Origin of the sequence: Binatus soli (SeqCode) (assembly GCF_050015535.1) — a bacterium.
Lineage (GTDB): Bacteria > Desulfobacterota > Binatia > Binatales > Binataceae > Binatus > Binatus soli.
In genome coordinates this window covers 60224-85447 of record NZ_JBEKBF010000001.1, presented here as the reverse complement: position 1 = coordinate 85447, position 25224 = coordinate 60224, and the positions used below count along the sequence as shown (strand labels likewise).

Annotated in this window: 23 protein-coding genes; 17 read left to right on the top strand and 6 right to left on the bottom strand. The window is 61.7% G+C overall.

Annotation, left to right across the window (positions count from 1 at the left end; translation table 11 throughout):
* Positions 1 to 205: 205 nt before the first annotated feature.
* A complete protein-coding gene (locus ABR989_RS00385) occupies positions 206 to 2767 on the top strand; it encodes an HAD-IC family P-type ATPase (RefSeq protein WP_428125005.1) in 2562 nt (853 codons plus the stop codon).
* Positions 2768 to 2851: 84 nt separating this feature from the next.
* Here ABR989_RS00385 and ABR989_RS00380 read toward each other — a convergent pair whose 3' ends face one another.
* Positions 2852 to 5125 (bottom strand): response regulator, encoded by a 2274-nt coding sequence (locus ABR989_RS00380; RefSeq protein ID WP_428125004.1) that lies wholly within the window; start codon positions 5123 to 5125, stop codon positions 2852 to 2854.
* A 105-nt stretch (positions 5126 to 5230) separates the two neighbouring features.
* On the opposite strand from ABR989_RS00380, the gene ABR989_RS00375 reads away from it, so the two are divergent.
* A complete protein-coding gene (locus tag ABR989_RS00375; protein WP_428125003.1) occupies positions 5231 to 5518 on the top strand; it encodes a hypothetical protein in 288 nt (95 codons plus the stop codon).
* A gap of 294 nt (positions 5519 to 5812) precedes the next feature.
* Here the strand turns inward: ABR989_RS00375 and ABR989_RS00370 are convergent, their stop codons facing one another.
* The 3 genes from ABR989_RS00370 to pgi form a co-directional block, all read right to left on the bottom strand.
* On the bottom strand, positions 5813 to 6217 hold the full coding sequence (locus tag ABR989_RS00370) for a CBS domain-containing protein (RefSeq protein WP_428125002.1): 405 nt from the start codon (positions 6215 to 6217) through the stop codon (positions 5813 to 5815).
* Positions 6218 to 6374: 157 nt separating this feature from the next.
* Positions 6375 to 6812, bottom strand: a complete 438-nt coding sequence (locus tag ABR989_RS00365) for a GNAT family N-acetyltransferase (protein WP_428125001.1) — start codon at positions 6810 to 6812, stop codon at positions 6375 to 6377.
* Positions 6813 to 6886: 74 nt separating this feature from the next.
* Positions 6887 to 8530 (bottom strand): glucose-6-phosphate isomerase, encoded by a 1644-nt coding sequence (pgi, locus tag ABR989_RS00360; protein WP_428125000.1) that lies wholly within the window; start codon positions 8528 to 8530, stop codon positions 6887 to 6889.
* 349 nt (positions 8531 to 8879) lie between these two features.
* Between pgi and ABR989_RS00355 the strand changes: the two genes are divergently transcribed.
* From ABR989_RS00355 to ABR989_RS00310, 10 genes are all read left to right on the top strand, one after another.
* The gene (locus ABR989_RS00355) at positions 8880 to 9155 is read left to right on the top strand and encodes a Flp family type IVb pilin (protein WP_428124999.1); all 276 of its coding nucleotides are present in this window, start codon (positions 8880 to 8882) and stop codon (positions 9153 to 9155) included.
* Positions 9156 to 9654: 499 nt separating this feature from the next.
* Complete coding sequence (gene cpaB, locus ABR989_RS00350; protein ID WP_428124998.1) at positions 9655 to 10737, top strand: Flp pilus assembly protein CpaB; 1083 nt, start codon at positions 9655 to 9657, stop codon at positions 10735 to 10737.
* A gap of 140 nt (positions 10738 to 10877) precedes the next feature.
* On the top strand, positions 10878 to 12056 hold the full coding sequence (locus ABR989_RS00345) for a CpaE/TadZ family protein (protein ID WP_428124997.1): 1179 nt from the start codon (positions 10878 to 10880) through the stop codon (positions 12054 to 12056).
* Positions 12057 to 12075: 19 nt separating this feature from the next.
* Positions 12076 to 13458 (top strand): TadA family conjugal transfer-associated ATPase, encoded by a 1383-nt coding sequence (locus ABR989_RS00340; protein WP_428124996.1) that lies wholly within the window; start codon positions 12076 to 12078, stop codon positions 13456 to 13458.
* Positions 13455 to 14414 carry a type II secretion system F family protein gene (locus ABR989_RS00335; RefSeq protein WP_428124994.1) on the top strand — a complete coding sequence of 320 codons (960 nt, stop codon included), beginning with the start codon at positions 13455 to 13457 and terminating at the stop codon, positions 14412 to 14414. Before ABR989_RS00340 ends, ABR989_RS00335 begins: the two co-directional genes overlap by 4 nt.
* A 10-nt stretch (positions 14415 to 14424) precedes the next feature.
* A complete protein-coding gene (locus tag ABR989_RS00330; protein ID WP_428124993.1) occupies positions 14425 to 15360 on the top strand; it encodes a type II secretion system F family protein in 936 nt (311 codons plus the stop codon).
* Positions 15361 to 15777: 417 nt separating this feature from the next.
* Entirely contained in the window at positions 15778 to 16860 is a 1083-nt protein-coding gene (locus ABR989_RS00325) for a sigma 54-interacting transcriptional regulator (protein WP_428124991.1), read from the top strand.
* A gap of 967 nt (positions 16861 to 17827) precedes the next feature.
* On the top strand, positions 17828 to 18133 hold the full coding sequence (locus ABR989_RS00320) for a hypothetical protein (RefSeq protein ID WP_428124990.1): 306 nt from the start codon (positions 17828 to 17830) through the stop codon (positions 18131 to 18133).
* Between the two features lie 59 nt (positions 18134 to 18192).
* Positions 18193 to 19353 (top strand): XdhC family protein, encoded by a 1161-nt coding sequence (locus tag ABR989_RS00315; protein ID WP_428124988.1) that lies wholly within the window; start codon positions 18193 to 18195, stop codon positions 19351 to 19353.
* A gap of 38 nt (positions 19354 to 19391) precedes the next feature.
* Entirely contained in the window at positions 19392 to 20021 is a 630-nt protein-coding gene (locus tag ABR989_RS00310; RefSeq protein ID WP_428124987.1) for a nucleotidyltransferase family protein, read from the top strand.
* 10 nt (positions 20022 to 20031) lie between these two features.
* Here the strand turns inward: ABR989_RS00310 and ABR989_RS00305 are convergent, their stop codons facing one another.
* Positions 20032 to 21186 (bottom strand): CBS domain-containing protein, encoded by a 1155-nt coding sequence (locus ABR989_RS00305; protein WP_428124986.1) that lies wholly within the window; start codon positions 21184 to 21186, stop codon positions 20032 to 20034.
* 187 nt (positions 21187 to 21373) lie between these two features.
* On the opposite strand from ABR989_RS00305, the gene ABR989_RS00300 reads away from it, so the two are divergent.
* The 5 genes from ABR989_RS00300 (at position 21374) to ABR989_RS00280 (ending at position 24626) form a co-directional block, all read left to right on the top strand.
* A complete protein-coding gene (locus ABR989_RS00300) occupies positions 21374 to 21967 on the top strand; it encodes an RNA polymerase sigma factor (protein ID WP_428124984.1) in 594 nt (197 codons plus the stop codon).
* Positions 21968 to 21972: 5 nt separating this feature from the next.
* Positions 21973 to 22440 carry a hypothetical protein gene (locus ABR989_RS00295; protein ID WP_428124983.1) on the top strand — a complete coding sequence of 156 codons (468 nt, stop codon included), beginning with the start codon at positions 21973 to 21975 and terminating at the stop codon, positions 22438 to 22440.
* Positions 22430 to 22873, top strand: coding sequence for a hypothetical protein (locus ABR989_RS00290; RefSeq protein WP_428124982.1), 444 nt, complete (start codon positions 22430 to 22432; stop codon positions 22871 to 22873). Before ABR989_RS00295 ends, ABR989_RS00290 begins: the two co-directional genes overlap by 11 nt.
* 205 nt (positions 22874 to 23078) lie before the next feature.
* Positions 23079 to 23984 carry a haloalkane dehalogenase gene (locus ABR989_RS00285; protein WP_428124981.1) on the top strand — a complete coding sequence of 302 codons (906 nt, stop codon included), beginning with the start codon at positions 23079 to 23081 and terminating at the stop codon, positions 23982 to 23984.
* Positions 23985 to 24017: 33 nt separating this feature from the next.
* The gene (locus ABR989_RS00280; RefSeq protein WP_428124980.1) at positions 24018 to 24626 is read left to right on the top strand and encodes a TetR/AcrR family transcriptional regulator; all 609 of its coding nucleotides are present in this window, start codon (positions 24018 to 24020) and stop codon (positions 24624 to 24626) included.
* 15 nt (positions 24627 to 24641) lie between these two features.
* On the opposite strand, the gene ABR989_RS00275 is transcribed toward ABR989_RS00280, so the two are convergent.
* Complete coding sequence (locus tag ABR989_RS00275; RefSeq protein WP_428124979.1) at positions 24642 to 25208, bottom strand: tetratricopeptide repeat protein; 567 nt, start codon at positions 25206 to 25208, stop codon at positions 24642 to 24644.
* Between the last annotated feature and the right edge of the window lie 16 nt (positions 25209 to 25224).

The following is a 25224-nucleotide window of genomic DNA, read 5'->3' as shown; positions in this document are numbered from 1 at the left end:
AAGCCGCTCCTTGTACCACCACCGAGCATTTTTAACTCAAGGTGTTGGGAAACTCAGTCGGCGTACGGTCCACAAGTGATGTGTTGCCAGCTCTCGAATCCGCACAGGTAACAAATGTTTGTTCGGGCTTCGCTACGCCACCTAGACCTCGAATGGGTCGCGTCAGTCTTGGCTGTATGGAAGGAATTTTGGCGGGAGTTAAAGGATGGCTACTGAGAAGAAGTCACGAGAAGATGCGAAGACCTTAGACGATTCAAAGGACTCCTCGCCTAACCCGTCCAAGGCAAGTGTCGCCAAGCCCAATGAGTCGAAGCCCAGCGCGGACGAGATTCGCACGCGCGCCTACGAAATATTCCAGGCGCGCCACGGCGGACCGGGGAATGAGATCGGCGACTGGCAAAAGGCAGAGGCATCAGTTTCCGCAGATGCGCCCAAGGCTGAGTCCTCCAACGTCACCGATGGCTCAGCGACCGGCCTTACGAGTGACGAGGCCGGCCTCCGGCTTAAGAAGTTCGGCTCCAACGCGATGCCCGACACAGCGGTGCATCCGCTGCGTTCGGCGTTGAGCAAATTCTGGACGCCGGTTCCATGGATGCTCGAGGCTGCGATCGTGCTTGAGGTGGCGCTCGGCAAGTACGTCGAGGGGGCGATCATCGCGGGCCTGCTGGTGTTCAACGCCGCGCTCGGGTTTTTTCAGGAGTCGCGCGCCCAGGCAACTCTTGCGGCGCTGAAGTCGCGGCTGGCGCTGAACGCGTCGGTCCGGCGCGGCGGTGTTTGGACGATTGTGCCCGCAGTCTCGTTGGTGCCGGGTGATATCGTGAAGCTGTCTCTGGGCGCCGTGGTAGCTGCCGACGTGCGCATCGTCGAGGGGTCAGTTTTGCTCGATCAGTCCATGCTCACCGGCGAATCAATACCCATAGAAGCCGGTCCGGGCTTGCAGACCTATGCCGGCGCGCTGGTGCGGCGCGGTGAGGCGGTTGCGGAGGTCACGGCGACCGGACCGCGCACGAAGTTCGGGCGCACTGCGGAGCTGGTCCGCACGGCGCATGTCACGAGTTCGGAGCAGAAGGCGGTTCTTCGCGTCGTGCGCAATCTCGCGATGTTCAATAGCGTCGTCATTGTCATGCTGGTGGCGTATGCCTACCGGCTCGCGATGCCGCTTGCCGAGATCATACCGCTGGTGCTGACCGCGATCCTCGCATCGATCCCGGTGGCGCTGCCGGCCACGTTTACCGTTGCGGCTGCTCTGGGCGCACGCGCGCTGGCGCGTCTGGGCGTGCTTCCGACGCGGCTCTCGGCCGTGGACGAAGCGGCAACCATCGATGTCTTGTGCGCCGATAAGACCGGCACGCTGACGCGCAACGAATTGACGGTGACCGCAGTCCGTCCCGCGCCGGGCTTCGACGAGGCCGGCTTGCTGGGACTCGCGGCGATAGCGAGCGCGGAAGGCGGGCAGGATCCTGTCGATGCAGCGATTCGCTCCGCAGCCTCGAGCAAGGGCGCCAAGCTGCTGAAACTGATTAAGTTCATCCCCTTCGATCCCGCAAATAAGACGTCCGAGGCGACTGCCGCGGATCCAAGCGGAGGCGGCGCCACGCGAGTCGTGAAGGGAGCTTATGCCGCAGTGATCGGCCTTGCGCCGCCATTGCCGGAGCTGTCCGCGGCGGCTACCGAACTGGAGGCGGATGGCTTCAGGCTGCTCGCCGTCGCGGCCGGCACCGCCGCGGCGATGCGCCTGGCGGGACTGATCGCGCTGAGCGATCCGCCGCGAGCTGACTCGGCGGCGCTGGTCGCGGAGATGCGCACGTTAGGCGTGCGGACCGTGATGGTGACCGGCGACGCCCCCGCGACGGCTGCAATCGTGGCTCGTGCGGTGGGCCTCGATGGAGCCGTCTGTCCGCCCGGGCCGATTGGCGACGCTGTGACGCCTGAGCAATTCGCGGTCTTTGCCGGCGTCCTGCCGGAGGACAAGTACAAACTCGTGAAGGCTTTCCAGAAGGGTGGCCACAATGTTGCGATGTGCGGCGACGGCGCCAACGACGCGCCCGCATTGCGGCAGGCGCAGATGGGAATCGCGGTATCGACCGCCACCGACGTCGCCAAGTCGGCGGCAGGTATAGTGCTGACCAAGCCCGGCCTTGGCGGCATCGTGGCCTCGCTTAAGGAAGGCCGCATGACCTTTCAGCGCATCCTGACCTATACGCTGAGCTCGGTTACCAAAAAGATCGTGCAGGTGCTCTTTCTGGCGGTTGGCCTGGTCATGACTGGACACGCCATCCTGACCCCCATGCTGATGGTCATCATTATGCTCACCGGCGACTTCCTGGGCATGTCGCTGACGACCGACAACGTGAGTCCCTCCCCGCTGCCCGATGCCTGGCGAATCGGCCGCTTGACGGTAGCTGGGGTCTTTATGGGAGTCTGCGAGTTGGCCTTTTGCACGGCAGTATTGGCCGTCGGCAAATTCCGGCTGGGGCTTGGGATCGAGGCGCTGCAAACCATGGCCTTTCTAGCCGTTGTGTTCGGCAATGAGGCGTCGCTCTACGCCATCCGCGCACGCCAACGCCTGTGGTCCGCGCCAAGCCGATGGCTGGTTCTGTCGTCCGTAGCGGATGTCCTGATCGCTTCGACGTTGGCCGTCTGCGGAATCGTAATGACGGCTTTGCCGGACGTGCTTGTGGTCGGCACGCTGGCCGCGGCAGTTGCCTTGGCATTCGTCGCGGATGTGGCGAAATTCCCGGTATTTAGTCGCCTCAGGATCGCCTAGCAGGCCTGACTAAGCATCCAATACGCGAGACGCGCGAGCCCGACCGAGCAGAGTGTCGGCCAGCCGAATTCATCCGGTCATCGACTACGCCGCGCTGAGGATGTGGTCGAGCTGGCCGCGTGCCCAGGTGTCCAGCATTGCTGCAAGCGACTGCAGCTTTACGGGTTTGCTCAGATAATCGTCCATCCCGGCGTCGAGGCATCGGGCGCGATCGCCTTCGGTCGCGTGCGCAGTAAGGGCGATTACCACGGTGTGCCGAGTGGTTCCTTCGCGCCGCCTAATCTCCGCGACCGCTTCGTAGCCGTCCATCTCGGGCATCTCGCAGTCCATCAAGACAATATCGGGGTGCCCGCTCGATACGACCTCCAGCCCACGGCGCGCACTGTCGACGATTTCCGCGGTGTAGCCGAGAACGTGAAGCTGCTGCGCCCCCATAGTTCGATTCACCAGATTGTCGTCCACCAACAGCACCCGTACCGCCTTGCGCCATGGCGGCGGTTGATTGCCAATCGGGCTCGGCGGCGCGTCGGCAATGGTCTTGGTGGCGATGCCATCGGGCTTTGCAAATAGCTCGAGGAGACAGGTGAACAACTGCGACGGACGCACCGGCTTGGTAATCCAGGCATCCACCACTTCGGTCGCATTCCACGCAGCGCTTTCCGCGCTAAGCATGATCGCCTTGCTATGTTTGATATCGGGGTCCTCCTTGATCGCACGCGCGAAGCCGAGTGCGCCCAAGCCGGATATCTGTTCATCGATGAGCACAACGATTTGCTTCTCGTCGCCGGCCCGCGTCTGCTCCAGGATATCCAGCGCTTCGGCCCCGCTGCCGACCGCCACATTCTCAATGCCCCACGACGACAGGTATTCGGAAATGACTTGACGACTGGCTGGATTATCGTTGACGATCAGCGCGCGCATCCCGTTGAAACATGAGGCGGCGGTCGCAGACATCCACGGACGGACAATCTCGAGTCCCTTCTCGAGTCGCGCGGTGAAATGAAAGTTCGATCCTTTTTCGGGCGCGCTTTCAAATCCGATCTCGCCGCCCATTTGATCGACCAGTCTGGCCGCGATGACCAGGCCGAGTCCGGTGCCGCCGAAGCGCCGGCTGGTCGATCCTTCCGCCTGAACAAATGGCTGAAACAGGCGCCCCTGTGTCTCGGGTGGAATTCCAATTCCCGTGTCCATCACCTCGAAGCGCACCAGCACGCCGCCGGCCGAGTCTTCCACTCTGCTTGCCCGGACCATCACCTCGCCTTGATGGGTGAACTTGATCGCGTTGGACACGAGGTTGTTGAGAATCTGGCGCAGCCTGCTCGGATCCCCGCGCAAACCGCTCGGCATGTTTACGTCCACATACAGGGCAAGCTCGATTCCTTTGGCGCGAGCAGCCACTGCAAAAGAATCGATAAGACTTTCCGTCAGTTCGACAAGGTCGAAGTCGAGCTTCTCGAGCACGACCCGGCCGGCGGCGAGTTTCGAGAAGTCGAGTATGTCGTTGACGATGGTCAGCAGCAGCTCGCCGCTGGACCGGATGATATCAGTTTGGCGGCGCTGCTCGGGAGTCAAATCGGAAAGCGACAGCAGCTCTCCGGTGCCGATGATTCCGCTAAGCGGCGTGCGAATCTCATGGCTCATGCTGGCCAGGAAGTCGGATCGCAGACGGGCTGCTTCCAGCGCAACGTCGCGCACTTGATCGCGCGCGCGATCGGCCTGTTCCCCGGCGCGCTTGCGGCTGGTGATATCCACCAGCACGCCCTCGTAGTGTTCGACTTTGCCCGCTGCATCGTAAACGGCGCGCGCACTCTGCTCGCACGAGATGATGCTGCCGTCGCGCCGGCGTATCCCCACTTCGAAGTTCTGGACCACTCCCTCGCCTTCGATGATAGCCTCGAGCCGGGCGCGCTCCTCGGCGTCCAGCCATAGCTCCGCGATGTTGGCGCGTTTGAGACTGTCGGCATCCTGAAATCCCAGCATCTCGACCATGGCCGGATTGGCCTCGAGAATGTTTCCGCCGGTTGAAATTCTGTACAAGCCCACCGGCACCCGCTCGACCAGACTGCGGTAGCGGGCTTCCTCGCGGTTGCGCCCGACTCGGGCTTCATCCTCGACGCGTTTGTGCTCGGTGACGCGCGCCAATTCCGCCTGGCTGATCGCGAGTGCTTTGGCAATGTCAGTCAGCCGCCGCGTGATCAGGAAGGCGTAGCCGCCGACTATCAACAGCCATACGATGACGATGCCGCCGCCGATCCCCAATACGATCATGCTCTGGCGCGACGTCGCGCGGGCCTTTGCGGTGCGTTCTGTCAGCAGCAGCTGTTCCGCCGCGGACATTTGCTGCAATTGCGCAACCATTTGGTAAACAACAGTACTCAACTCTGCAAGCTGCGGCGTCCTGATCGACTGTTGCCGGTCAAAGGCCGGAGCCGAACGAATAATGTCCTCAGAGAGCGCTGTCATTTGCCGCCCAATCCGATCGAATTGATCGAGTCGATTCTGCTGGGACGCGTTATCCAGGGTCACGGACCGGAGTACTACCGACTGGCGCTTGAGTTTGGAGGCGATATCGATAACGCGATCCAGGTTCCGCGGATCGTTGCTCTGGTAGTAGTTTTGAATTGCCGCGAGCGCGGCGAGGGTGTTCCCTCGAGTGTCGTCCAGAACACCGAGAACATCCTGTGTGTGAGTTATCCACGTGCTCCAGGCGTAGGACTCGTTCGCGTCTTTATAGGCAGTCCCCCCGATTAGCACTGCGGCAACGATCGCCGCGGCAAAGCCAGCCCAAAGTAATCTGTCGCTGAAGTTCCGTTTCGCAGGCATCTTTTCGCTCACAGATTCCCCTTCTCACTTCACTGCCTTGGCAGCGCCTTGTTCTTCCAGTTCAAGATTTATGCCGCGCGCGGTGAATAAATGGGCTGGTTGAAAGAGAACTGAGCGTGCGGACGGCGGCAATTCAATGACAGCGGCGGCACGAAAATGCCGCGCTAACAAATCCGGGCAGCTAGCCGCGAGCCGCGAGAATCATGGCGATCGGCATCGAGACTAGCTCTTGCGGTGCGCGCGCGGGTCCCATTCCGGCAGTGGCTGCGGCTCGGGCATCATGAGGTCTTTTGCCGCAACGATGCCGACGAGTTTGCCCAGGTGCATAACGGGAAGGGCGCCGACCTTGTACTCGCGCATCAGGGTGGCCGCATGTTCCAGCGTTTCCGAGGGTATCACGGTGACCGGATCGCGCGTCATCGCGGTTTCGACGAGCGTCGAGTCGAGCGCGTCCGCGTAGCGTCTTAAGTCAAATTCGCTCACGATCCCGACCAGCTGGTCTGCCTCGACGACCGGCAGCCGGCGAAATGGTCCCGCCTTCATTTTGGATGCTGCGGCAGCGAGCGTATCGCCCGGTCTTACGGTGACTACATTTCGCGTCATCCGGACCTCGACCAGGTGCATCATCTAACTTCCTCCAAAATGCCGCTGCGGCCGATGCATCGATCGGAACGGCCGCCGGATTGAGTGAAATCATATGGCAGGCGCGGCGGTGGATGCCATGCGTGGCGGCGGGACAACTGCGGCGCGCTTGTCCGATGCCTCTTTGACATCTGAGAGGTGATCAAGATCCCAAAGGAGCTTTTCTCAGGTAGTGCTTCTGATGGCCCCGCGGATAGTCGGCATGAGTGGCGACAATCTCAAACCCGAGACTCTGGTAAAAGCCCGGTGCCTGGAAGCTGTGAGTGTCCAGGACCATCTGGCCGCAGCCGCGTGCAATTGCCTCGGCCTCCGCGGCCGCCATCAGACCTTTGCCGTATCCACGATTGCGATAGTCCCACCGTACCCAAAGATAGCGAACTTCGCAGCATCCACCCCAGGTCCAACCGTAGAGGCCGGCAATGATCGTTCCGTCTTCCTCGCGCACCAGGTAAGAGAGGATTTTGCCGTCTCTGATACCAGTCCGCTGGACGTTGTACTCATTGATACGATCTTCGAGAAAATGGATTTCGCTGTCAGGAAGATGCTCGTCGACGGGCGGGATGTGGATCTTGAAATTCATTAGTTGTCCTCCGATGTTCCTTTTACGACCCCGGGCGGCCGGTGGCGAGCCGCGACAATCGCGGCGGACGGTCATCAGCTCTTGCGGCGCGCGCGGTAACGGCGAATCAGCGCATTAGTCGAGCTGTCGTGGGCTAGTGGAGGTTCCGCAGGAGATTCCAGCTCCGGGATGATTTTTTGCGCCAGGACTTTGCCCAGTTCCACGCCCCATTGATCGAATGAGTCTATGTTCCAGATTGCGCCCTGGGTGAACACGCTATGCTCGTAGAGCGCGACCAGCTTGCCGAGCGTTTCGGGAGTTAGCTCGTCGGCCAGGATTACCGTCGAGGGACGATTGCCCTCGAACACGCGATGCGGCGCCAGCCAATCCGGCGTGCCTTCGGCCTTGACCTGGTCGGGCGTTTTCCCGAATGCCAGCGCCTCGGCCTGCGCGAACACGTTCGAGAGCAGCAGATCGTGATGGCGTCCGAGCGGATTCAGCGCTCGGCAGAAACCGATGAAGTCGCACGGAATAAGTTTCGTCCCCTGATGGATTAGCTGGTAGAACGAATGCTGGCCGTTGGTGCCGGGCTCGCCCCAGTAAATCGGTCCAGTCTGATAATCGACCGGCGCGCCTTCGAGCGTGACGTGCTTGCCGTTCGATTCCATCGTTAGCTGCTGGAGATAGGCGGGAAAGCGCTTGAGGTATTGCTCGTACGGCAGCACCGCGACGGTTTGCGCGCCGAAGAAATCGTTGTACCAGACGCAGAGCAGGCCCATCAGGACCGGCAGGTTGCGCGCGAACGGCGCAGTGCGAAAATGCTCGTCGATGGCGTGGAAGCCGGACAGCATCGCGCGGAAATTGTCGGCGCCGACCGCGATCATCGTGGAAAGGCCAATCGCGGAGTCCATCGAGTAGCGGCCGCCGACCCAATCCCAAAAACCGAACATGTTTTTCGTGTCGATTCCGAACTTCGCCACTGCGGCGGCGTTGGTCGAGACCGCGACGAAATGCTTCGCCACCGCCTGGTCGTTGCCAAGCGCGGCGAGACTCCAACTCCGCGCGGTCTGCGCGTTGGTCATCGTCTCGAGCGTGGTGAAAGTCTTCGACGAAATGATGAATAGCGTTTCGGCCGGGTCGAGATCGCGCGTGGCCTCGGCGAAATCGGTTCCATCGACGTTGGAGACGAAGCGCACGGTCAGATTACGGTCGCTGTAATGGCGCAGCGCCTCGTACGCCATGACCGGGCCGAGGTCGGAACCGCCGATCCCGATATTGATCACGTTGCGGATACGCTTGCCGGTGTGACCTTTCCAGGAGCCGGTTCGGATGCCCGCCGAAAAATCCGCCATGCGATCGAGTACCGCGTGGACTTTGGGCACCACGTCGTCGCCATCGACGCCGATTGAAGCGCTGCGCGGCGCTCGCAGCGCGACATGCAGGACGGCCCGCTTTTCGGTCACGTTAATTTGGTCGCCGCGGAACATCGAGTCGATGCGCCCGCGGAGTCCCACCTCTTCGGCCAATGCGAGCAGCAAGCGAAGAGTCTCGTCGGTCACGCGATGCTTGGAATAGTCGAAGTACAGGCCGGCCGCCTCGACGACGAGCCGTTCACCGCGCTTAGGATCCTCGGCGAACAGAGTTCTCAGGTGGCGGCTGTGGATCTGGTTGTAATGCGCCTGCAATGCCTTCCACGCGGGGCGCTCGGTTAGAGAATTCGTTTTCGTTGATGCCGGCATGGCGCCTTCTTACTTGACGGAGCGGAGGCACGGCGAAGCGTAGCGCAGGATAGATGTGCGGCGGTAGCGAGGCATGAGTTGATTATGGCAAAGGCGGCAGCCGATTGCCTACTCCTCAAGATGAAGAAGGGATGCCGCGTCGGCGATTGAATCATTCGATGTATCGCGATGGGACACAGGCAGTCTCAGATTGGCCCGCTCGCTCTTTCTTTGGGCGGCTACGTCTAACTTTCTCTCGAAGCAACGGCTGGCATGAGTGGTGCACCTAAACCTCACTACGGGGCAGTGAGCCGAATGCTGAACGGATCGGAGATCTAAGCGGAAGAGCTGGGCTCATTGCAGAAACAAAATGAATTTGGCAGGCAACACAAGCGCCGCGGTCAACTGCCGGGTAACGTGGAACAAATCGATTGCGCTGACGCAACGCGCAAAGGAGAAATCAATAATGAACTACATCAACAAACTCATGGTCAGGGTTCGCGAGAGCAAGAAGGGCCAGACGATGACTGAGTACGTGCTGATTGTCGCGGCGATCGCGGTAGCCGGTTACATCGCGTATGAAGGCCTCGAAGGCGGAATCAACACGATCATCACCAACGTGACTGCGACGCTGAAGGCTGCGTAAGAACGCTGGTTCTCGCAACCAGTCGATTGCGCTGAGGCAACGCACAAAGAGGGGCATCGGCAATGAACTACGTCAACAAACTCATTGTTCGGGTTCGTGAAGGCCCAGCGGGCCAGACGATGACCGAGTATGTGCTGATTATCGCGGCGATCGGGTGGCCGGTTACATCGCGTATGAAGGCCTCGAAGGCGGAATCAACTCGATCATTATTAACGTGACCGCGAGTCTGGAGGCTGCGTGAGACCAGCCCCCAAGCCCGCGAGGCCGAAACCCGGCGCGCGGGATAAGCGGCGGGGACCGAGTGCCCCGCCGCGCAAAATCAGGGTTTCTTTGCAGACGAAGTGACGGGTCGATGCGAGGGAAACAGTGACTTCAGGAAGCTCCGAGTTCGCCCGGTTCGGCGCAGCTCGCGACGGAGGTCGTAATGGGAGCGTGAGCGATTGAATTCTGCTGGTGCTGGCGGTCCGCACCGGCGGGTCGCACAAGAACGGGGGCATAGATGAAACGACCTATAGGTTTCGTAATCCTTGCAGGAATGGGCGCGGTGCTGGCCGCGATTGTGGTCTTTTCAGCGATCAGAAAACGCGAGTCCGAAGTCCAGCGCGCGATGGCGCACACGGTCGAAATCGTGGTCGCGGCAAAGGACATACCGCTCGGCGCGAAACTTGAGCCCGACGCCGTCAAAGTGGTTCGCTGGGCACGCGACGGCGTTCCGCAGGGCGCGTTCACGGATCCGCAGGCGGTCGCGGGCTCGTTCGCCAGGAGCGAGTTCGTCGCCAATGAGCCGGTTGTCGCGAGCAAGCTGTTCATGGGCGAAAAGACCTCCGGCGTGATGCCGCTGCTGATTCCAGCCGGGATGCGTGCGATGTCGGTGCCGGTGGACGAGGTCGCGGACATCGCAGGCTTTGTCGCGCCACACACGCGCGTCGACATCCTGGTCGCGGTCTCGGGCACTGGCCCGAGCGAGGGGTCCTTCTCGCGGATCGTTCTCCAGAACATCGAGGTTCTGGCTGTCGCCCAGGAAATCGAACACGTCAAGGACGAGCCGGAAGTAGTAAAGGTCGTGACCCTGTTGGTAACTCCGACCGACGCCGAAAAACTTACCCTTGCGAGCCATGAGGGAATGCTGCGTCTGGCGATGCGCAACTACAGCGACAGCAAAATTGTCGCGACCAGAGGAATCGCAGTCGGCGAGCTTTTGCATGCGGGCGGCCCGACCTTGCCCGTGATGCAACAGCAGCCGGCAGCGGCGCTCGGCGCGCGCCCAGTGCATGGACCCACGCCGCTTCGAGTCGAAGTGGAAGTGATGCGCAATGGCACATCGTCGGAGGAGATTACCTTTGTCAATTCCGGCGTGGGAGCGCGTTCTTTCGTTCAAGCGCATCAGGACGCGCCTGCCATTTCGGAGCCGCAGTTGCCTGCGCCTCCGGGATTGCCCGACGCACCGCAATCTCCGGTCTCGGCCGCAAAGCCTGCTTCGTCCGCGAGCTTTGCCGGATGGACCGCGAGCGCATTCGCGGCGCCTATCGGGCCGGGGGATCCGGGGCATGTACCGGCGCCGAAGACCTATGAAGTTCAGTGATCGCAGGTGGCAATAAGGGGGGAAGCCATGAGGGTACGCAAGAACATACGCACGAACATTCCCCGCTTCCAGGCGGCCATACCCAGGAGAAAGATCGAGTGCCAGTTGTCGGATTAAAGAGTGAGGGTCGTCGCAGCACGATGAAGGTCATGCTGGTCGGCGATCCCGGCGAGCAGCGCAGCCAGCTCAAGACGGTGCTGGCGGCACTGGCTGAGCCTGAACTCGAGATCGTCGAGGGCGAAACTGCCACCGCCGCGAATCTTTCCGAGAATGCCGCCGCGCCGCCCGACGCAACCTTGGTGATGGTCAACGGCAACGAGGAGGCTGCTCTGAGCTTTCTCCAGAGCCAGTCGCTCCATTCGCCGCGCCCAAGTCTGCTCGCCGTCCTTGGCGCGCGCTCGGCCGGGCTGATGAAGCGAGCACTGCGCTCGGGCGCCGATGAGATTCTCTTCATGCCGCTCGACCCGGGAGAGGCCACCCGCGCCCTGCTGAAAATAAGCGAGGCGCGCTGGCGCACCGAGCGCCACGAGGGCGGTGTGGTCATTTCCGTCACCAGCCTGATAGGCGGTGTCGGTGTGACCTCGCTGGCTGCCAACCTCGCGTTGGCGCTCGAGTCGTTGCATAAACGCGTAGCGCTGGTCGATCTCGATCTTCAGACCGGAGGCCTGGCGGTCTTTATGAACCTCGATCCGGAAGTGACAATCATGCCGCTGGTGCGGCTGGAGCGTAAGCTCGATTCGATCCAGCTCGAATCCGCCTTGACCAGGCATCAATCGGGTGTCTATCTGCTGGCCGCGCCCAAGCGAATAGAAGAAGGCGAACTGGTTTCGGACATCACGGTCGGCACGGTGCTCGATCTGATTCGTCAGTTGTTCGACTACGTGATCGTCGATTGCGGCGACCACGTGGACGAAAACGCGGTCGCGGCGTGGGAGCGCTCGGAGCATCTATTTTACGTCCTCAATCAGTCGATCGCGGCGGCGCGATGCGCATGGCGATTCGTCGATCTGTTCGAGCGCCTGGACCTGACCAGCCTCGAGCCGCGCTTCATTCTCAATCGCTATAGTCCGTCGCATCCTTTGACCGAGAAGGCGATCGAAGCAACTCTCGCCAGATCCATCTACGCGAAGATTCCAAGCGACGACCGGACTTTCGAATCTATCGAGATGAAGGCGCAGGACCTTTTCCAGCTCGCGCCGTCGTCCCCGGTCGCGCACGCGATGCTCGATCTCGCAGCTCTGGTAATGCCGCGTACGGAACCGGCCCCGCTTCAGGAAACATTTATGTCGCGGCTCAAATCCGCCTTCGCCACGCATTGAAGTCGATGAGGTATGCAAGATGAGACTCACGGACAGGCTATCGAATGCCCCCAGGGGCGGACGCCCGCCGGAGATTGTCGGCGGCGGTGGCTCCCTTATCGGCGCGGCAGTGCGCCGGCGCAAGGATGCGATCGCGGATAGCTCGCGCCGCTTAAAGGTCAAAGTTCACAACAGACTGTTCGAGACCATCGACGTATCCAAGCTCGAGACCCTCGAGCCTGCGATGGTCTCCGCCAAAGTCACCGCCGCTATCAACGATATTCTCAATGAAGATGGCCGCCTCCTGACCGACACCGACCGCAGCCGGCTCATCGAGGAACTCAAGAACGAGCTGCTCGGCTTGGGTCCCCTCGAGCCGTTGCTCCGCGACGACGAAATCACCGACATCCTGGTCAACGGCTACAACCAGGTTTACGTCGAAAAGCGCGGCAAGCTGCACGCCACCGACATCGTGTTCCAGGACGACCAGCATCTGATGATGATCATCGATCGGATCGTGTCTCGCGTCGGACGGCGCGTCGATGAGTCGTCGCCGATGGTCGATGCGCGGTTGCCCGACGGCTCGCGTATCAACGCGATCATCCCGCCGCTGGCGCTCGACGGCCCGTCACTGTCGATCCGGCGTTTCGGCAAGCATCGCTTCGACATCGGCGCGCTGGTCGAAAAGGATGCGCTCACTTGGGACCTGGTCGAGTTTCTGCTCGCTGTCGTTCGAGCGCGTCTGAACGTAATCGTCTGCGGCGGTACCGGCTCGGGCAAGACCACGATGCTCAATTGTCTGTCCGCGTTCTTTCCCGAGGACGAGCGAATCGTGACGATTGAGGATTCTGCCGAGCTTTCCTTGCAACAGCCTCACGTCGTGCGGCTCGAGACGCGGCCGCCGAATCTTGAAGGCCGCGGCGAGGTCACGCAGCGCGACCTGGTCAAGAACTGTCTGCGAATGCGCCCGGACAGAATCGTCGTCGGCGAGGTCCGCGGCGCAGAAGTCTTCGACATGTTGCAGGCGATGTCCACCGGCCACGACGGTTCTATCGCCACCATCCACTCCAACAGTCCTCGCGAATGCCTGGGCCGGCTCGAGATGATGATGCTGCTGTCGGGAATGTCGATTCCGCAGCGCGCGATGCGCCAGCAAATTGCCTCTGCCGTCAACATTATCGTTCACGTCAGCCGGCTGTCCGACGGTTCGCGCAAAGTCATGAGGATTTCCGAGATCAGCGGCATGGAAGGCGAGATGATCATGATGCAGGACTTGTTCGAGTTTGTCCGCGCCGACACCACGCCGGCAGGAAAAATCAACGGCGCCTTTCAATCGACCGGCATTCGTTCAACCTACACGCAGCGCCTCGAAACGGCCGGATACAAGACCGAATCGAAGGTGATCAAGATGGCTGCGCGATGAACCTCGGCGACCTGTTGATTCCGGCTGCGGCCGCGGGCTTCGTGCTGATTGCCTGCGCGCTGCTGTTCATGCGGCGCAATCGGCCCCGCGTCACGCGCTCCGTGATGCGGCGGATGTCGCGGCCCAACGCAATCCCGGCCGACGACATCACCAGGACCGATCGTTACCACCTGACCGGACGCGAATTTCTAAACAGGTTCTATCGGCTCGATCTGCTCCAGAAGCTCGAGGAAAACCTCTGGCAGGCCGGAATCTACGCCCGCATTAGCGACGTGCTGCTCGTGATCCTGCTGATGTTCACGGCGGGCCTGTTCGCGGGCGAGGCGATTTGGGGGATGGAACTGGTGTCAATCGCGGTGGGCGCGGCTATGGCAAGCCTGCCGATAGTTTATATCCGGGTGCGCAGGCAGCGGCGCCTCAAGGCATTCGCCAAGCAACTGCCATACGCGCTTGATTTGATGAAATCGTCACTCGAAGCGGGCCATACGCTGCTGCGCGGATTGCAAGTCGTGGTCGGAGAGTTCGCCGATCCGATCTCCACAGAATTCCGCTCTGCTATCGAACAGAGCCGGCTGGGGCTGCCGCTGCCGCGGGCGCTTGAAGAGATGCTCAAGCGCGTGCCGCAGGATGATCTCCGCCTGCTGGTCGTCGCGGTGCGGGTGCAATCGGAGGTCGGCAGCTCGCTGGCGATAATAATCGGACGGCTCTCGGAAATCGTTCGCACCCGCCAGCGCCTGCAACAGCAAATCAAGGCGCTGACGGCCCAATCCAGAATGAGCGGGATACTGGTCGGGTTCCTGCCGATCGTGATGCTGGCTGCGTTCAGCGTCATCCAGCCAAGCTATACCAACACGCTCTTTTACGATCCGACCGGCCAAAAGATTCTCGAAGTTGCCTGCGTGCTTGACGCCCTGGCGTTCCTGTCAATTCGCAAGCTCCTGAAGGTGAAGTACTGAAATAACTGCGATGCCGGCCATCTATGCAAGCTTGACGGTGTTTGTTCTGTTCGGCGCGATCTTCCTCGCGATCTACGCGGCGATCTACGGGATTAATCGCCCGTTTGACGAGCGCATCACCGAGATCGGCGTCAAGATGCGCGTCGCCTATGGAAATCCCGCCCATCTCGACATGGAATCCAAGACCTTCGCGCGTTCGCTGTTTCGATGGGTCGCCAGGCATCTTCCCGAACCCGCGCCAAATACTCCGGAGCGCGAGAAGCTCGCACAGACCTTGGTTCGCGCCGGCTTTCCCGGGCCCGGCGCCGTCCGCACCTTTCACTTCGCCCGCCTCTCATCGACGGCGGGAACTGCGTTCCTTGCGCTCGTCGTCACGATCGCGCTTGGCTTCCACGGCATCAAGCCGCTGCTGTTCATGCTGATCGGTCTGGGCGCCGGCGCATTCGCACCCAGCTACTATATCGGCCGCAAGGCCAGAAACCGTCAGCAGTTAATCGCCAGCCAACTCTCCGACGTTTTGGATTTGCTGGTGGTCTGCGTCGAAGCCGGTCTCGGCCTCAGCGAAGCCATCAAGATCGTCGGATCGGAAACGCAGCGCCAAAATCAGGAAATAGGGGCCGAGCTGTCGATCGTGTCAGCCGAGCTCGCCGCCGGCAGTTCGCTTGGCCAGGCGCTGAGAAGTTTCGCCGTTCGCACCGCCGTCGACGACATCAAACCGCTGGCCGCGACGCTGGTGCAGAGCGAAAAGCTGGGCGCGCAAATCGGTCCCGCGCTGCGTTCGATCTCGGACACGCTGCGCAACAACCGCCGCCTGCGCGCCGAAGAAGCGGCGGCAAAGACCACGGTCAAGATTCTCTTCCCGCTGGTGCTGTTCATTTTGCCCGCCATGATGAGCGTGATCGTCGGCCCCGCCATGATTCAGATCATGCGGGCACTTTCCAGGTAATCACGATCCGTTTGGATCAATCGCTACAACAGAACGCTCACCGCCCGCCATACCAGCCCCGACTTCCAGCTCACCGGCCGGCGCGACTTGCCTGCGCTGCTGACGCGCGCCGACTAATCCGCCTGCTCGCCGCGTGCGAGTAGCGGCAAACCGATGTCGCATTCCGACTGCTCGACGCCATCGAAATGCCGCATCGAGCGCCGTATGCGGCGCAGCGCGCAGTTGTGCCTATTACAGACAACCGTTCAATGAGTGTCCCGATTCCGAGCCGATGGCCCGTCATTTGCTCTGAAACCTTGTGGTTGACCTGTGACTACAGGCCAAAGACGGAGCACTGTGCAAGATACAGATACTCAATCGGCTTCAGGAACTCAGCCCGCATCCGGGACGGCTGCCAACGGGGACCGTGCAAACGAGATGGTTCCGCTCGACCATCTCGTGCGCAGTGCGGACCGGCTCGGCGGCATGGTCGTACGATCGGCGCAGGTGCGCAAGGTCTTAAAGTCGGTATCGCAGCTGAGTCCGTACAAAGCGACCGTGCTGATTTCAGGCGAATCCGGAACGGGAAAGGAATTGGTCGCGCGCGCGCTCCACACGCTGGGTCCGGTTCCAAACGGTCCCTTCGTGACGCTGAACTGCTCCAACCTCGTCGAATCGTTGGCCGAGTCGCAGTTATTCGGCCACGTTCGCGGCGCCTTCACCGACGCACGCGAGGAGTCGCAGGGATACTTCCGATCCGCCAACGGAGGCACGCTGTTCCTTGACGAGATCGGCGAATTGCCGCTCAAGCTCCAGCCCAAGCTGCTGCGCTCGGTCGAGACGCACGAGGTTCAGCCGGTCGGATCGTCGCATTGCTACAAGGTTGATCTCCGTTTGGTCGCCGCGACGAATCGCGACCTGCACGCGATGGTCAGAGCGGGCCAGTTTCGCGACGATCTTTACTACCGCATGAGCGCTTCGGCGATCTTTATCCCGCCCCTTCGAGAACGGCGCGAGGCCATCCCAGCCTTCATCGGATTTTTCATCGAGCAATACAATCGTCTGTTCGGCAAAAATGTCTCGGAAATCTCGCGCCGCGCCATCGAGATCCTCTGCGCATATCAATGGCCGGGAAATGTCCGCGAACTCTCCAATGCGATCGAAAGCGCCGTGATTTTAAGCGAGAGCAGCAGCATCGGCGTATCCGATCTCGCCGAGCAGATCGTAAACGGAACCGGCGCCGAGTTGTTGTACCCGCACGAGCAATCGTCCGCCAACGACCACGCGACCGCGCCAGTCGCGCGCCGCTTGCCCACCATAGATTTCGGCGGCGAGCCGCCGGGGTTCCTGCTCGATGACATGATCAAGAAGACCCTGATGCGTTCGCTCGAAGAGACCGAGGGAAATCGACGGCGCGCCGCCGGCTTGCTGGGCGTTTCGCGCTCGACGCTCTACCGGATGCTCCTTCGCTATGGGATCGCCGAGAATCCGCACCGGCTATCCGTCCCGCACCCTATCTAAGATTATGCGTTGGTTCCTTAAGGCCATATCTGTCATGGCGGCCGTCCAACTCTTCACCGCGGTATCAGCGTTCGGCTTCCATCCGGATCCGTCGCTCGATCCCGAGCCCCCCTTCGTGATTTGCAAAAACCAGCAATACGCGCTCTGCGCCGCGGCGACTTGCTTCGTTTACGACGGAGTCGCCTATTGCAAGTGCGCTATCTTGCAAGGTGACAGCATCAGTCTCCAGCTCAGCTACTCGAACCCTGTCAGCGAGCAAAATGTCTGTGATGTGAACCGGCAGGGCAAGACGAATGGTTATATGGTGAGCACCTTCAGCCTGCCGGAGAATGTGGAGAAGGGTGGTCCCGCGGCCGTCTACACCTGCCCTGGATCGGCTGACGCGGGAAGTGGGGTGATCGCGCCGGTAGCCTTTGGCCAATGTGACGGTGGCATTTGCTTCAAGAGCAGCACGGGCCAAAAGTTCCCGGGCTTCGCCGGCCGGCTCCAGGATGATGAGATAATTTGCTCATGCCCGATCTCATCTGACGCGACGCCAGGCAGCTCGGATAGCTTGGGATATCAAGTGTTCGGCCCGTACCATCCGGCCGCCCCCAAAGGAAGCCGATGTGACGCAAGCGCCTGTGCATCCTGCAGCGTGGCTGACCCCACCGCTAACGGAGCCGCCCTCCGCGTTGGAGCCGCAACCGGAGTCCCGAAATTCCTTGCGCTACAGCTCGACGGACCACCACTTCCGGATATCAATGAGTGTCTGTGCACATGTACCCAGGCTACGGGTCCGAATGGCAGCATCTCCTGTACGGTCGCAGAAGATACCACCCCTTAACCGGTCGTGGCGCCAGTTGCTCCCGGCTTGTGAGGCTTTCCATTCTGAGACTGCGCCGCCTGCTCTCGTCGCGTTCCGTCAACTTCGGTCAGCTTTCAGGGGCTGGAAAACCTCGATCGATTCAATGACAATTCCGTCTTGATGAGGGCGGGCGCACGACTTTTCACGGCGATTGCCGCAATCGCAACTTTTGTTGGCGTATTCCCGGCGCGGGCCGCTTCGCCGCCGCCGGACCTGGTCGAGATGGAGCGCCAGGTGTCGCTCGAGCTTGCGCACGTGCGCGACAGCGGACCCACGGATCCCGTCAAGCGCAAGCAGCTCTTCGACGCGAGCCAGCTGGAACAGAAGGGCGAGGTGGCAATCAAATCCGGCGATTACAAATCCGCCGAGGACAGCCTGCTTCATGCCCGCGAGATTCTCCGCCATCTGCGCGAAACCTCCCACTGACACCGGCGACCGCATTCATCGCGAGTGCGCGTTCTGGTAAGTTCTAATCACGGGTTCAAATGAGTGGTTCGGATCGAATCTGGGCTGAAGCGCTGCGCACCTTGGAGCGCGGGCAGCCATTTGCGCTGGCAACGGTGGTGAACGTTCGCGGCTCTACGCCGCGTGAAGTCGGCGCCAAGATGATCGTCCGCGAGGACGGGCAGTTCGGCACCATCGGCGGTGGATGCGGCGAAGCCGAGGTCTTTCGAAAAGCTCGTGTATTACTTGAAGAAGGCGACGAAAGCGGCGCGCGGCTTGCGGAAGTCGATCTCACCGGCGATTTCGACCAGCCCGAGATCGGTACCTGCGGCGGAATAATGGACGTGTTCGTCGATCTGTGGTCCCCGGCCCGCGACCTGGCAATCGCCCGCAAGCTGGCCGACGCCGCCGGCCGCAGCGCTCCCGGCGCACTGCTGACGGTGGTAGATCCGGGTTCGCGGAGCGAAATGCCGGCCGGGTCGCGGACGTTTATAGATCCGCGGGATGCGGGCGCGCGAGGTGCGGGACCGATCGATCTGCCCGCGGCGGAATTCGCACAAATCGTTGAGCGAACGAACGGCGCGATTCCCACCTTGCTCGAAATCGATGGCGCCGGCGGGCTTCAACCCATCACGCGTCTCGAACCCAATGGCGGCGTGCGCCTGTTCGTCGATCCGATCGTTGGTGCGCAGCGGCTGATAATCGCCGGCGCGGGCCATATCGCGGCGCCGTTGTGTGCGCTTGGAGCGATGATCGGGCTTCACGTCACGGTGATCGACGATCGCGCATCGTTTGCGAACCGCGAGCGGTTCCCGGATGCCGACGAAATAATCGTCAAACCTTTCAAGGCCGCGATCGACTCGCTCGCGCTCGACGGCCACTGCTATCTGGTTTCCGTCACGCGCGGTCATTCTTTCGACGAGGAAGTTGTGCGTGCGGCCCTGATGCAGCCGTGCGGATTCGTCGGGATGATCGGTTCGCGCCGCCGGGTGAAGGCCACGCTCGAGAGAATCGGCGAGAGCGGGGTTCCGATAGAGCGGCTCGGCGACCTTCATGCGCCGCTCGGCGTCACGATTGGCGGCGAGACGCCGGAGGAGATCGCGATCTCGATCATCGCGGAGATTATTCGCGAACGCCGCACCGGCGAGCGCGACGATTTCACGCTCGGTGTGCGTTTCGGCATCCTCAAACGCTCGAAGTAGCCCGCATCGATGCGGCGTCCGGCGCTTAGGTCGACACGATGAAGCGGCAGCTCGAAGGAATCATCCTGGCGGCGGGCGAGTCGCGCCGGATGGGCTATCCGAAGCCGCTCCTCGAGATCGGCGGGCGGACCTTTATTGAGCAGATAGCAGAGACGATGCTCGCGGTGGTGCCGCGGCTCGTGATTGTGATCGGGGCGCATCGCGATCGCGTTCGGGCCGCGATTCCGCGCGACGCGCGTATCGCGATCGCCGAGAATCCGAACTATTCGCGCGGACAACTGTCGTCGTTGAAGGTCGGGCTCGGTGCTGTTCAACCGGACTCGGCGGGCGCGATTGTGCATCTCGGGGACCATCCGATGGTGCGCCTCGAAACGTTTCGAGCGATCGTCGATTCGTACAATCGAACGGGCAAGCCGATTGTGATCGCGCGCCACGATGGCCGCCGGGGGCATCCGGTGATTTTCGACCGCGCATTGTTCGCCGAGATCCTTTCCGCTCCTGAAAAAGAGGGCGCGCGGTTCGTCGTGAATGCCGATGCGTCGCGGGTGGCTTACGTTGACCTGGACGATCCGGGAATCAATCTCGATTTGGACACGCCCGCTGATCTAGCCCGCGCCGGCCTCCCGCCGCCGCCGCCGTTCTCAGCGCTGTTGAGGCGCTCGACATAGTGGACTCGTTTTAAGCTGCCGTGCTGGCGGGCGTCGAGAGCAGCGTTTTGGTGTGCACGTAGCGCGTTACGCCGGTACGGGTGATGAGCCCGACCAGCTTGCCCTGATCGACGACCAGCAGCCGTCCGATGTCCGCAGCCACCATCTGCCGGATTGCATCGGTGACGCCGGCGCCGGGTGCTATCTCGATTGTCCCATCGGCGGGCCGCATAACCTGGCTGATGCGCCTGCTCGCGCGCTCGGACGCGGGACATTCGCGCACCCGCGCAAGAGTCACCACGCCCAGCACTTTTCCATCCGCCACGACCGGAAAGCCGCCGAAACCGTAGCGCAGGAAATAGTTCTCGATGGCGTCTGCGACCGTTTCATCGGGGCCGAGCACGATCGCATCGCGCACCATAATCTCGCCCACGCGCGCGCCGGAGAGCGCCTGCTCGACGATCATGCTCTGGTAGCCCATCGACGCGGCGCTGCGCAGGAACAGCCCGATGAATATCAGCCACATCCCGCCGATCAGCGCGCCCGCGAAGATCTCCATCGCGCCGAACGCAATCAGTCCCCACGCGATCGTGTTGCCCCAATCAGCCGCTGCTGCCGTCGCGCGGCGCAGATCGCCCCATCGCATCCACAGCGCGGCGCGCAGTATCCGCCCTCCATCGAGCGGAAATCCGGGCAGCAGGTTGAACAGTGCGAGCGCCAGATTGATGTAGGCGAGATAGGAGAAGACCGCTTTCCATAGCGTCGTCGCCGGAGCCGCGCCGATCCCGCGCGCGATCAGCCAGAAGATTCCCGCCATCACCAGCGAGCTAAGCGGACCCACCGCGGCGATCTTGAGCTCATCGATCCCGCTCTTGGGCTCGTGCTCGAGCTCCGCCATTCCGCCGAAGATGAACAGCGTGATCCGGTGCACTCCCTCGCCGAGCCGGTTCCCCATCGCGGCGTGGCACAGCTCGTGTGCGAGCACCGAGCCAAAGAACAGGATGGTCGCAACCAGTCCCACCAGCCAATAACTGCCGGTCGAATAGCCGGGATACTCCTTGGGGAAATATCCCGAGGCCAGTGACCACAGAATCAGCGCGAAGATGACCAGCCAGGAATAGTCGATGGCGACCTGGATGCCGGCCACCTTGAAGATATCGATCGCACCCTTGCGCTCCGCCGCCATTGGGACCTCCGCGCGGTGACACCGCGAATCTACGCGACCCGAACGGAGATGGTAAGCTCTGGGCGATTGAAAGGCACGCGGTTTTGGTTGCAGTTTCGGCCGGAAACCATGTAACCATCGGCAGGATAATGCGTATTAATAAACGGTTATGTTGGGTCTCTCGGCGCGTAGCAGGGCAGGGTGGAGATTGAGCGCCAAACCCGACGAGGAACTGATAGCCGAAGTCCTCGGCGGGGAAACGGAGTCTTTCACCGAGTTGGCGGGGCGGCATCGCCCACGTGTGGAGCGTTTATGCCGGCGTTTTTTCTCGGACGAGGAGATGGCGCGGGATATCGCGCAGGAAGCTTTCATCCGCGCGTACACGGCGCTGGCGACGTACCGGGCCGAGATGCCGTTTGGCGGGTGGCTGCGCGCGATCGTGGTGAATCTATGTTACGACGAGCTGCGCCGCCGGCGCCGGCGTCCCGAGGAACTGGTCGGAGACTTCAGCGCGCCGGAAGTGCAATGGATGCAGACGGCGAACGTCGCGTCGCCGGAGGACATCGTCGGTGAGGCCGAAGAGCGGCGCGAAGCGTACGACTTGGCGCATCGCCTGCTCGACACGCTCAAGCCCGAGGACCGCATGGTGATGGTGCTCAAAGAGAGCGAAGATATGAGCGTCAGCGAAATCGCCCAGACGCTTGGATGGAGTGAGGCCAAGGTAAAAATTCGCGCGTTCCGCGCCCGGCAGGCGCTTCGCAAGCAGGCGGAGCGGATGCTCGCGACGGGCCGCAACAGGTAACAGTCATGAATTGTTTTGAAGCACGACAGGAATTTTCGGGACTATGGCGCAAGACCGCGACGGCCGAGCGGCGGGCCGAGTTGCTGGCGCATCTGAAGGGATGCGGGAAGTGCGATCATGCGTTTCGCGTCTTCGCGCTGACGGCGCCGGTGCTGTATGGCGAGATGGAACCGGATGCGGCTCGCGTATCGCGGCCGGCCCGGCGCGAGTTCTCGCTGGCAGACAGGCCGCGGCGATTCGCGTCGGTATCGCGCGAGACGTTGTTGTCGCGGCAGCCGAATCGATGGCTGGCGATGTCGGCGGCGGCGGCGATCTTTGTATTCGCGAGCAGCGCGGCGTATCTTTCGACGCGGGCGCCGAATGAGTCTTTGGGCGAGGCGCTATCGATACCCGAGGCGAGTATGAATTCCGAAAGCGCAGGCGATCCATTGGCGCCCGAGATGCCGATGACAGAGAGCGACCTTGCCAGCTAAGTCGAATTTCCTGTTCGGCTTGGTGGTGGGAGTCTCGTGCCTTCTGATTGGTTTCGCGCTCAGCACCCTGGCGTACCGGTATCATTACTTGCGGGTGCCGGGGCCGGGGTTGATCGAGCGAATGAATCATGAGCTTCAGTTGACGCCGGCGCAACGCGATCGCATCGGCGACATCCTGCGCGATACGCGGTTCAAAGTGACGCAGGCGCGGCAGGATTTTGAGCATAAGCGGCATGAGTTGTTCTGGGATGGACTCGGCGAGATTCGCGCCGTGCTGACGCCCGAGCAGCAGAAGATATTCGATCGCGACTTCACGCAGCCGTGGACGCATCGCGGCCACGGCGGCGGCAATGGTGGCGATCGGATGCCGCCCGAGGAGGGCGCGCCGCCGCCGGCGCCTCCGCAGCCGCCCCCGTCCGCACCGCAGAATTAAGCGCGGCCGCACCCGGCCTCCTATGAAAAACCCCTCCCCCTTACTCTTCTAACGGGGCGAAGCCCGCATCCCGCGGCGGTGCCGATTCTCTTTTCACTGGGTGCAGGGGTCACTCCTGCCGTTGGTTGACCCGGCCCCAATATAATGGCATTCATAGTGTCAATATATCGATGATCGCCAACTCTGATTCCGGGTGAGGTGCGCCTTGAAGATCTTGAGAACTCCCGACGCGCGATTTGCCAATCTTCCCGACTTCGCATTCAAGCCGCATTATTACGAAGTCACGGACCCCGACGGGACCGCGGTGCGAATCCACTATCTCGACGAAGGTCCGCCGAGCGCCGCTCCAGTGCTGCTCATGCATGGCGAGCCGTCGTGGTCGTTCCTCTATCGGCGGATAATCGCGAGTCTCGCCGCGCGCGGCCATCGCGCGGTCGCGCCGGACTTGGTGGGCTTCGGCCGTTCGGACAAACCTGCCGATCAATCCGATTACACTTTCGAACGGCACGTGCGATGGATGAGTGATTGGCTGACTGCTATGCGCCTGTCGGGTATTACGCTCTTCTGCCAGGACTGGGGCGGGCTGATTGGGCTTCGGCTGGTGGCCGCGTTTCCAGAGAGATTCGCGCGCGTGGTGGTCGCCAATACCGGGCTGCCGACCGGCGAGGGATTCAGCGAAGGGTTCAAGCAATGGCTCGAGTTCAGCCAGAGCGCACCCGTCTTGCCGATCGGGCAGATTTTGAGCATGGGATGCCGCCGCAGCCTGAGCGAGGCCGAAAAGGCCGCCTACGAAACGCCGTTCCCGGATGAATCGTTCAAGGCGGGTGCGCGCCGCTTTCCTGCCCTTGTCCCGATTACGCCGGAACACGGCTCTGTCCCCGAGAACAAGGCCGCGTGGAAAGTTCTGGAGGGGTTCACCAAGCCGTTTCTGACCGCGTTCAGCGATTCGGACCCGATTACGAAAGGAGGCGAGCTCCTCTTCCACCAGCGCGTTCCAGGGACCAAGGGGCAAAAGCATGTGACTATCACGGACGCGGGCCACTTTCTGCAGGAGGATAAGCCGGATGAGATCGCCGACTTGATCCACGAGTTTATCGCATCGACGAAATGAAACTTCGTCCGCACGCGCGCGGAAACATCGCCGATGACCATGGCGCAGGATACACGGGCGAGACCCGAAACCATCGACGGACGGATAATCCGGCGCTACAACAATCGGCGCCGAATTGTCGCGGCGATGCTCGAGCTGGTGCGCGCCGGCGCGATCTCACCGGGTGCCGAGGAGGTCGCGGCGCGGGCAGGCCTGGGCCTGCGCACAGTGTTCCGGCATTTTGACGATATGGACAGCCTGTATCGCGAGATGGCGGAGGCGATGCGCAATGAACTGCAGCCGATCGTCGATGCTCCGTTCGCATCGCGGGACTGGAAGGGGATGCTCGGAGAAATGGCGGATCGGCGCGCGCGTCTGTTCGAGCGTGCGATGCCTTTCAAGGACGCGGCCGACGTGCATCGCCATCGCTCGGTCTTTCTTCGCAAGGACTACGAGAGAATGAGAAGCGAGGAGCGGACCGCGCTCGCGGCCGCGTTGCCGACGACGCTCAAGCACGACCGCAAATTTTTCGAGGCGCTCGATCTGGTGCTTAGCTTTGCGACCTGGCAGCATCTGCGCCGCGATCAGAAGCGGGGAGCGGCGCAAGCCCGCCAGACGGTCGAATTTGCAGTGCGCGCGCTGGTCGCCGCGGCGAGGAAGTGAAGCCGGCGGCCCCTGTCACAGCGCGCCCATCTGCTTGAGAGTCTTCTCAGCTTCCGACGCGACGGTGGGATTTCTGGCGCTGTCGCCCAGCGCAATTCTCAGATACTTGAGCGCCTCGTCGCGTTGCCCGGTCTGCGCGAGCAGTTGTCCAATTCTGAGCGCGGCGAAACTGTTATTGCGATCGAGATCGTACGCCTTGCGAAAATAAACCAGCGCGTCGTCGGTCCTGGCCGGGGAAAACGACATGTACGCCTCGCCGATATTCAGATAGGCGCTGACCTGTCTGGGCTGATACTTGATGAGCTTTTGATAAACCTTGATGACGTCGGTGAAGTCGGAGCGCGAGTTGTAGTAGAGGCCGAGATAAACGTAGGCGTCGTCGAGAGTGGGATCGATTTCGGTGGCCTGCCAGAGCAGCTTTAGGGCGGCGTCGCTGTCGGTCATTTTGATTGCGGCATCGACGAGCGCCCGAGCCTTGGCCGCGTTGGCATCCTGGGCGCGCGCCGGGAAGGCAACGGACGCGAGCGCAAGTATCAGTGCGGCGACTAGCGTCAGTGGTTTCAGCGCGGTTCGATCTCGCATGGCTTCAGGTGTGAAC

Bases quoted from the DNA above. Each gene is read 5' to 3' on its own strand.
- cpaB (WP_428124998.1), top strand. From the start codon at position 9,655: ATGAAACGACCTATAGGTTTCGTAATCCTTGCAGGAATGGGCGCGGTG.
- ABR989_RS00380 (WP_428125004.1), bottom strand. From the start codon at position 5,125: ATGGTTGCGCAATTGCAGCAAATGTCCGCGGCGGAACAGCTGCTGCTG.
- ABR989_RS00305 (WP_428124986.1), bottom strand. From the start codon at position 21,186: ATGGCGGCGGAGCGCAAGGGTGCGATCGATATCTTCAAGGTGGCCGGC.
- ABR989_RS00370 (WP_428125002.1), bottom strand. From the start codon at position 6,217: ATGATGCACCTGGTCGAGGTCCGGATGACGCGAAATGTAGTCACCGTA.
- ABR989_RS00355 (WP_428124999.1), top strand. From the start codon at position 8,880: ATGAATTTGGCAGGCAACACAAGCGCCGCGGTCAACTGCCGGGTAACG.
- ABR989_RS00340 (WP_428124996.1), top strand. From the start codon at position 12,076: ATGAGACTCACGGACAGGCTATCGAATGCCCCCAGGGGCGGACGCCCG.
- ABR989_RS00345 (WP_428124997.1), top strand. From the start codon at position 10,878: ATGAAGGTCATGCTGGTCGGCGATCCCGGCGAGCAGCGCAGCCAGCTC.
- ABR989_RS00325 (WP_428124991.1), top strand. From the start codon at position 15,778: ATGGTTCCGCTCGACCATCTCGTGCGCAGTGCGGACCGGCTCGGCGGC.
- pgi (WP_428125000.1), bottom strand. From the start codon at position 8,530: ATGCCGGCATCAACGAAAACGAATTCTCTAACCGAGCGCCCCGCGTGG.
- ABR989_RS00280 (WP_428124980.1), top strand. From the start codon at position 24,018: ATGACCATGGCGCAGGATACACGGGCGAGACCCGAAACCATCGACGGA.
- ABR989_RS00365 (WP_428125001.1), bottom strand. From the start codon at position 6,812: ATGAATTTCAAGATCCACATCCCGCCCGTCGACGAGCATCTTCCTGAC.
- ABR989_RS00385 (WP_428125005.1), top strand. From the start codon at position 206: ATGGCTACTGAGAAGAAGTCACGAGAAGATGCGAAGACCTTAGACGAT.
- ABR989_RS00315 (WP_428124988.1), top strand. From the start codon at position 18,193: ATGAGTGGTTCGGATCGAATCTGGGCTGAAGCGCTGCGCACCTTGGAG.
- ABR989_RS00335 (WP_428124994.1), top strand. From the start codon at position 13,455: ATGAACCTCGGCGACCTGTTGATTCCGGCTGCGGCCGCGGGCTTCGTG.
- ABR989_RS00295 (WP_428124983.1), top strand. From the start codon at position 21,973: ATGAATTGTTTTGAAGCACGACAGGAATTTTCGGGACTATGGCGCAAG.
- ABR989_RS00330 (WP_428124993.1), top strand. From the start codon at position 14,425: ATGCCGGCCATCTATGCAAGCTTGACGGTGTTTGTTCTGTTCGGCGCG.
- ABR989_RS00275 (WP_428124979.1), bottom strand. From the start codon at position 25,208: ATGCGAGATCGAACCGCGCTGAAACCACTGACGCTAGTCGCCGCACTG.
- ABR989_RS00310 (WP_428124987.1), top strand. From the start codon at position 19,392: ATGAAGCGGCAGCTCGAAGGAATCATCCTGGCGGCGGGCGAGTCGCGC.
- ABR989_RS00320 (WP_428124990.1), top strand. From the start codon at position 17,828: ATGAGGGCGGGCGCACGACTTTTCACGGCGATTGCCGCAATCGCAACT.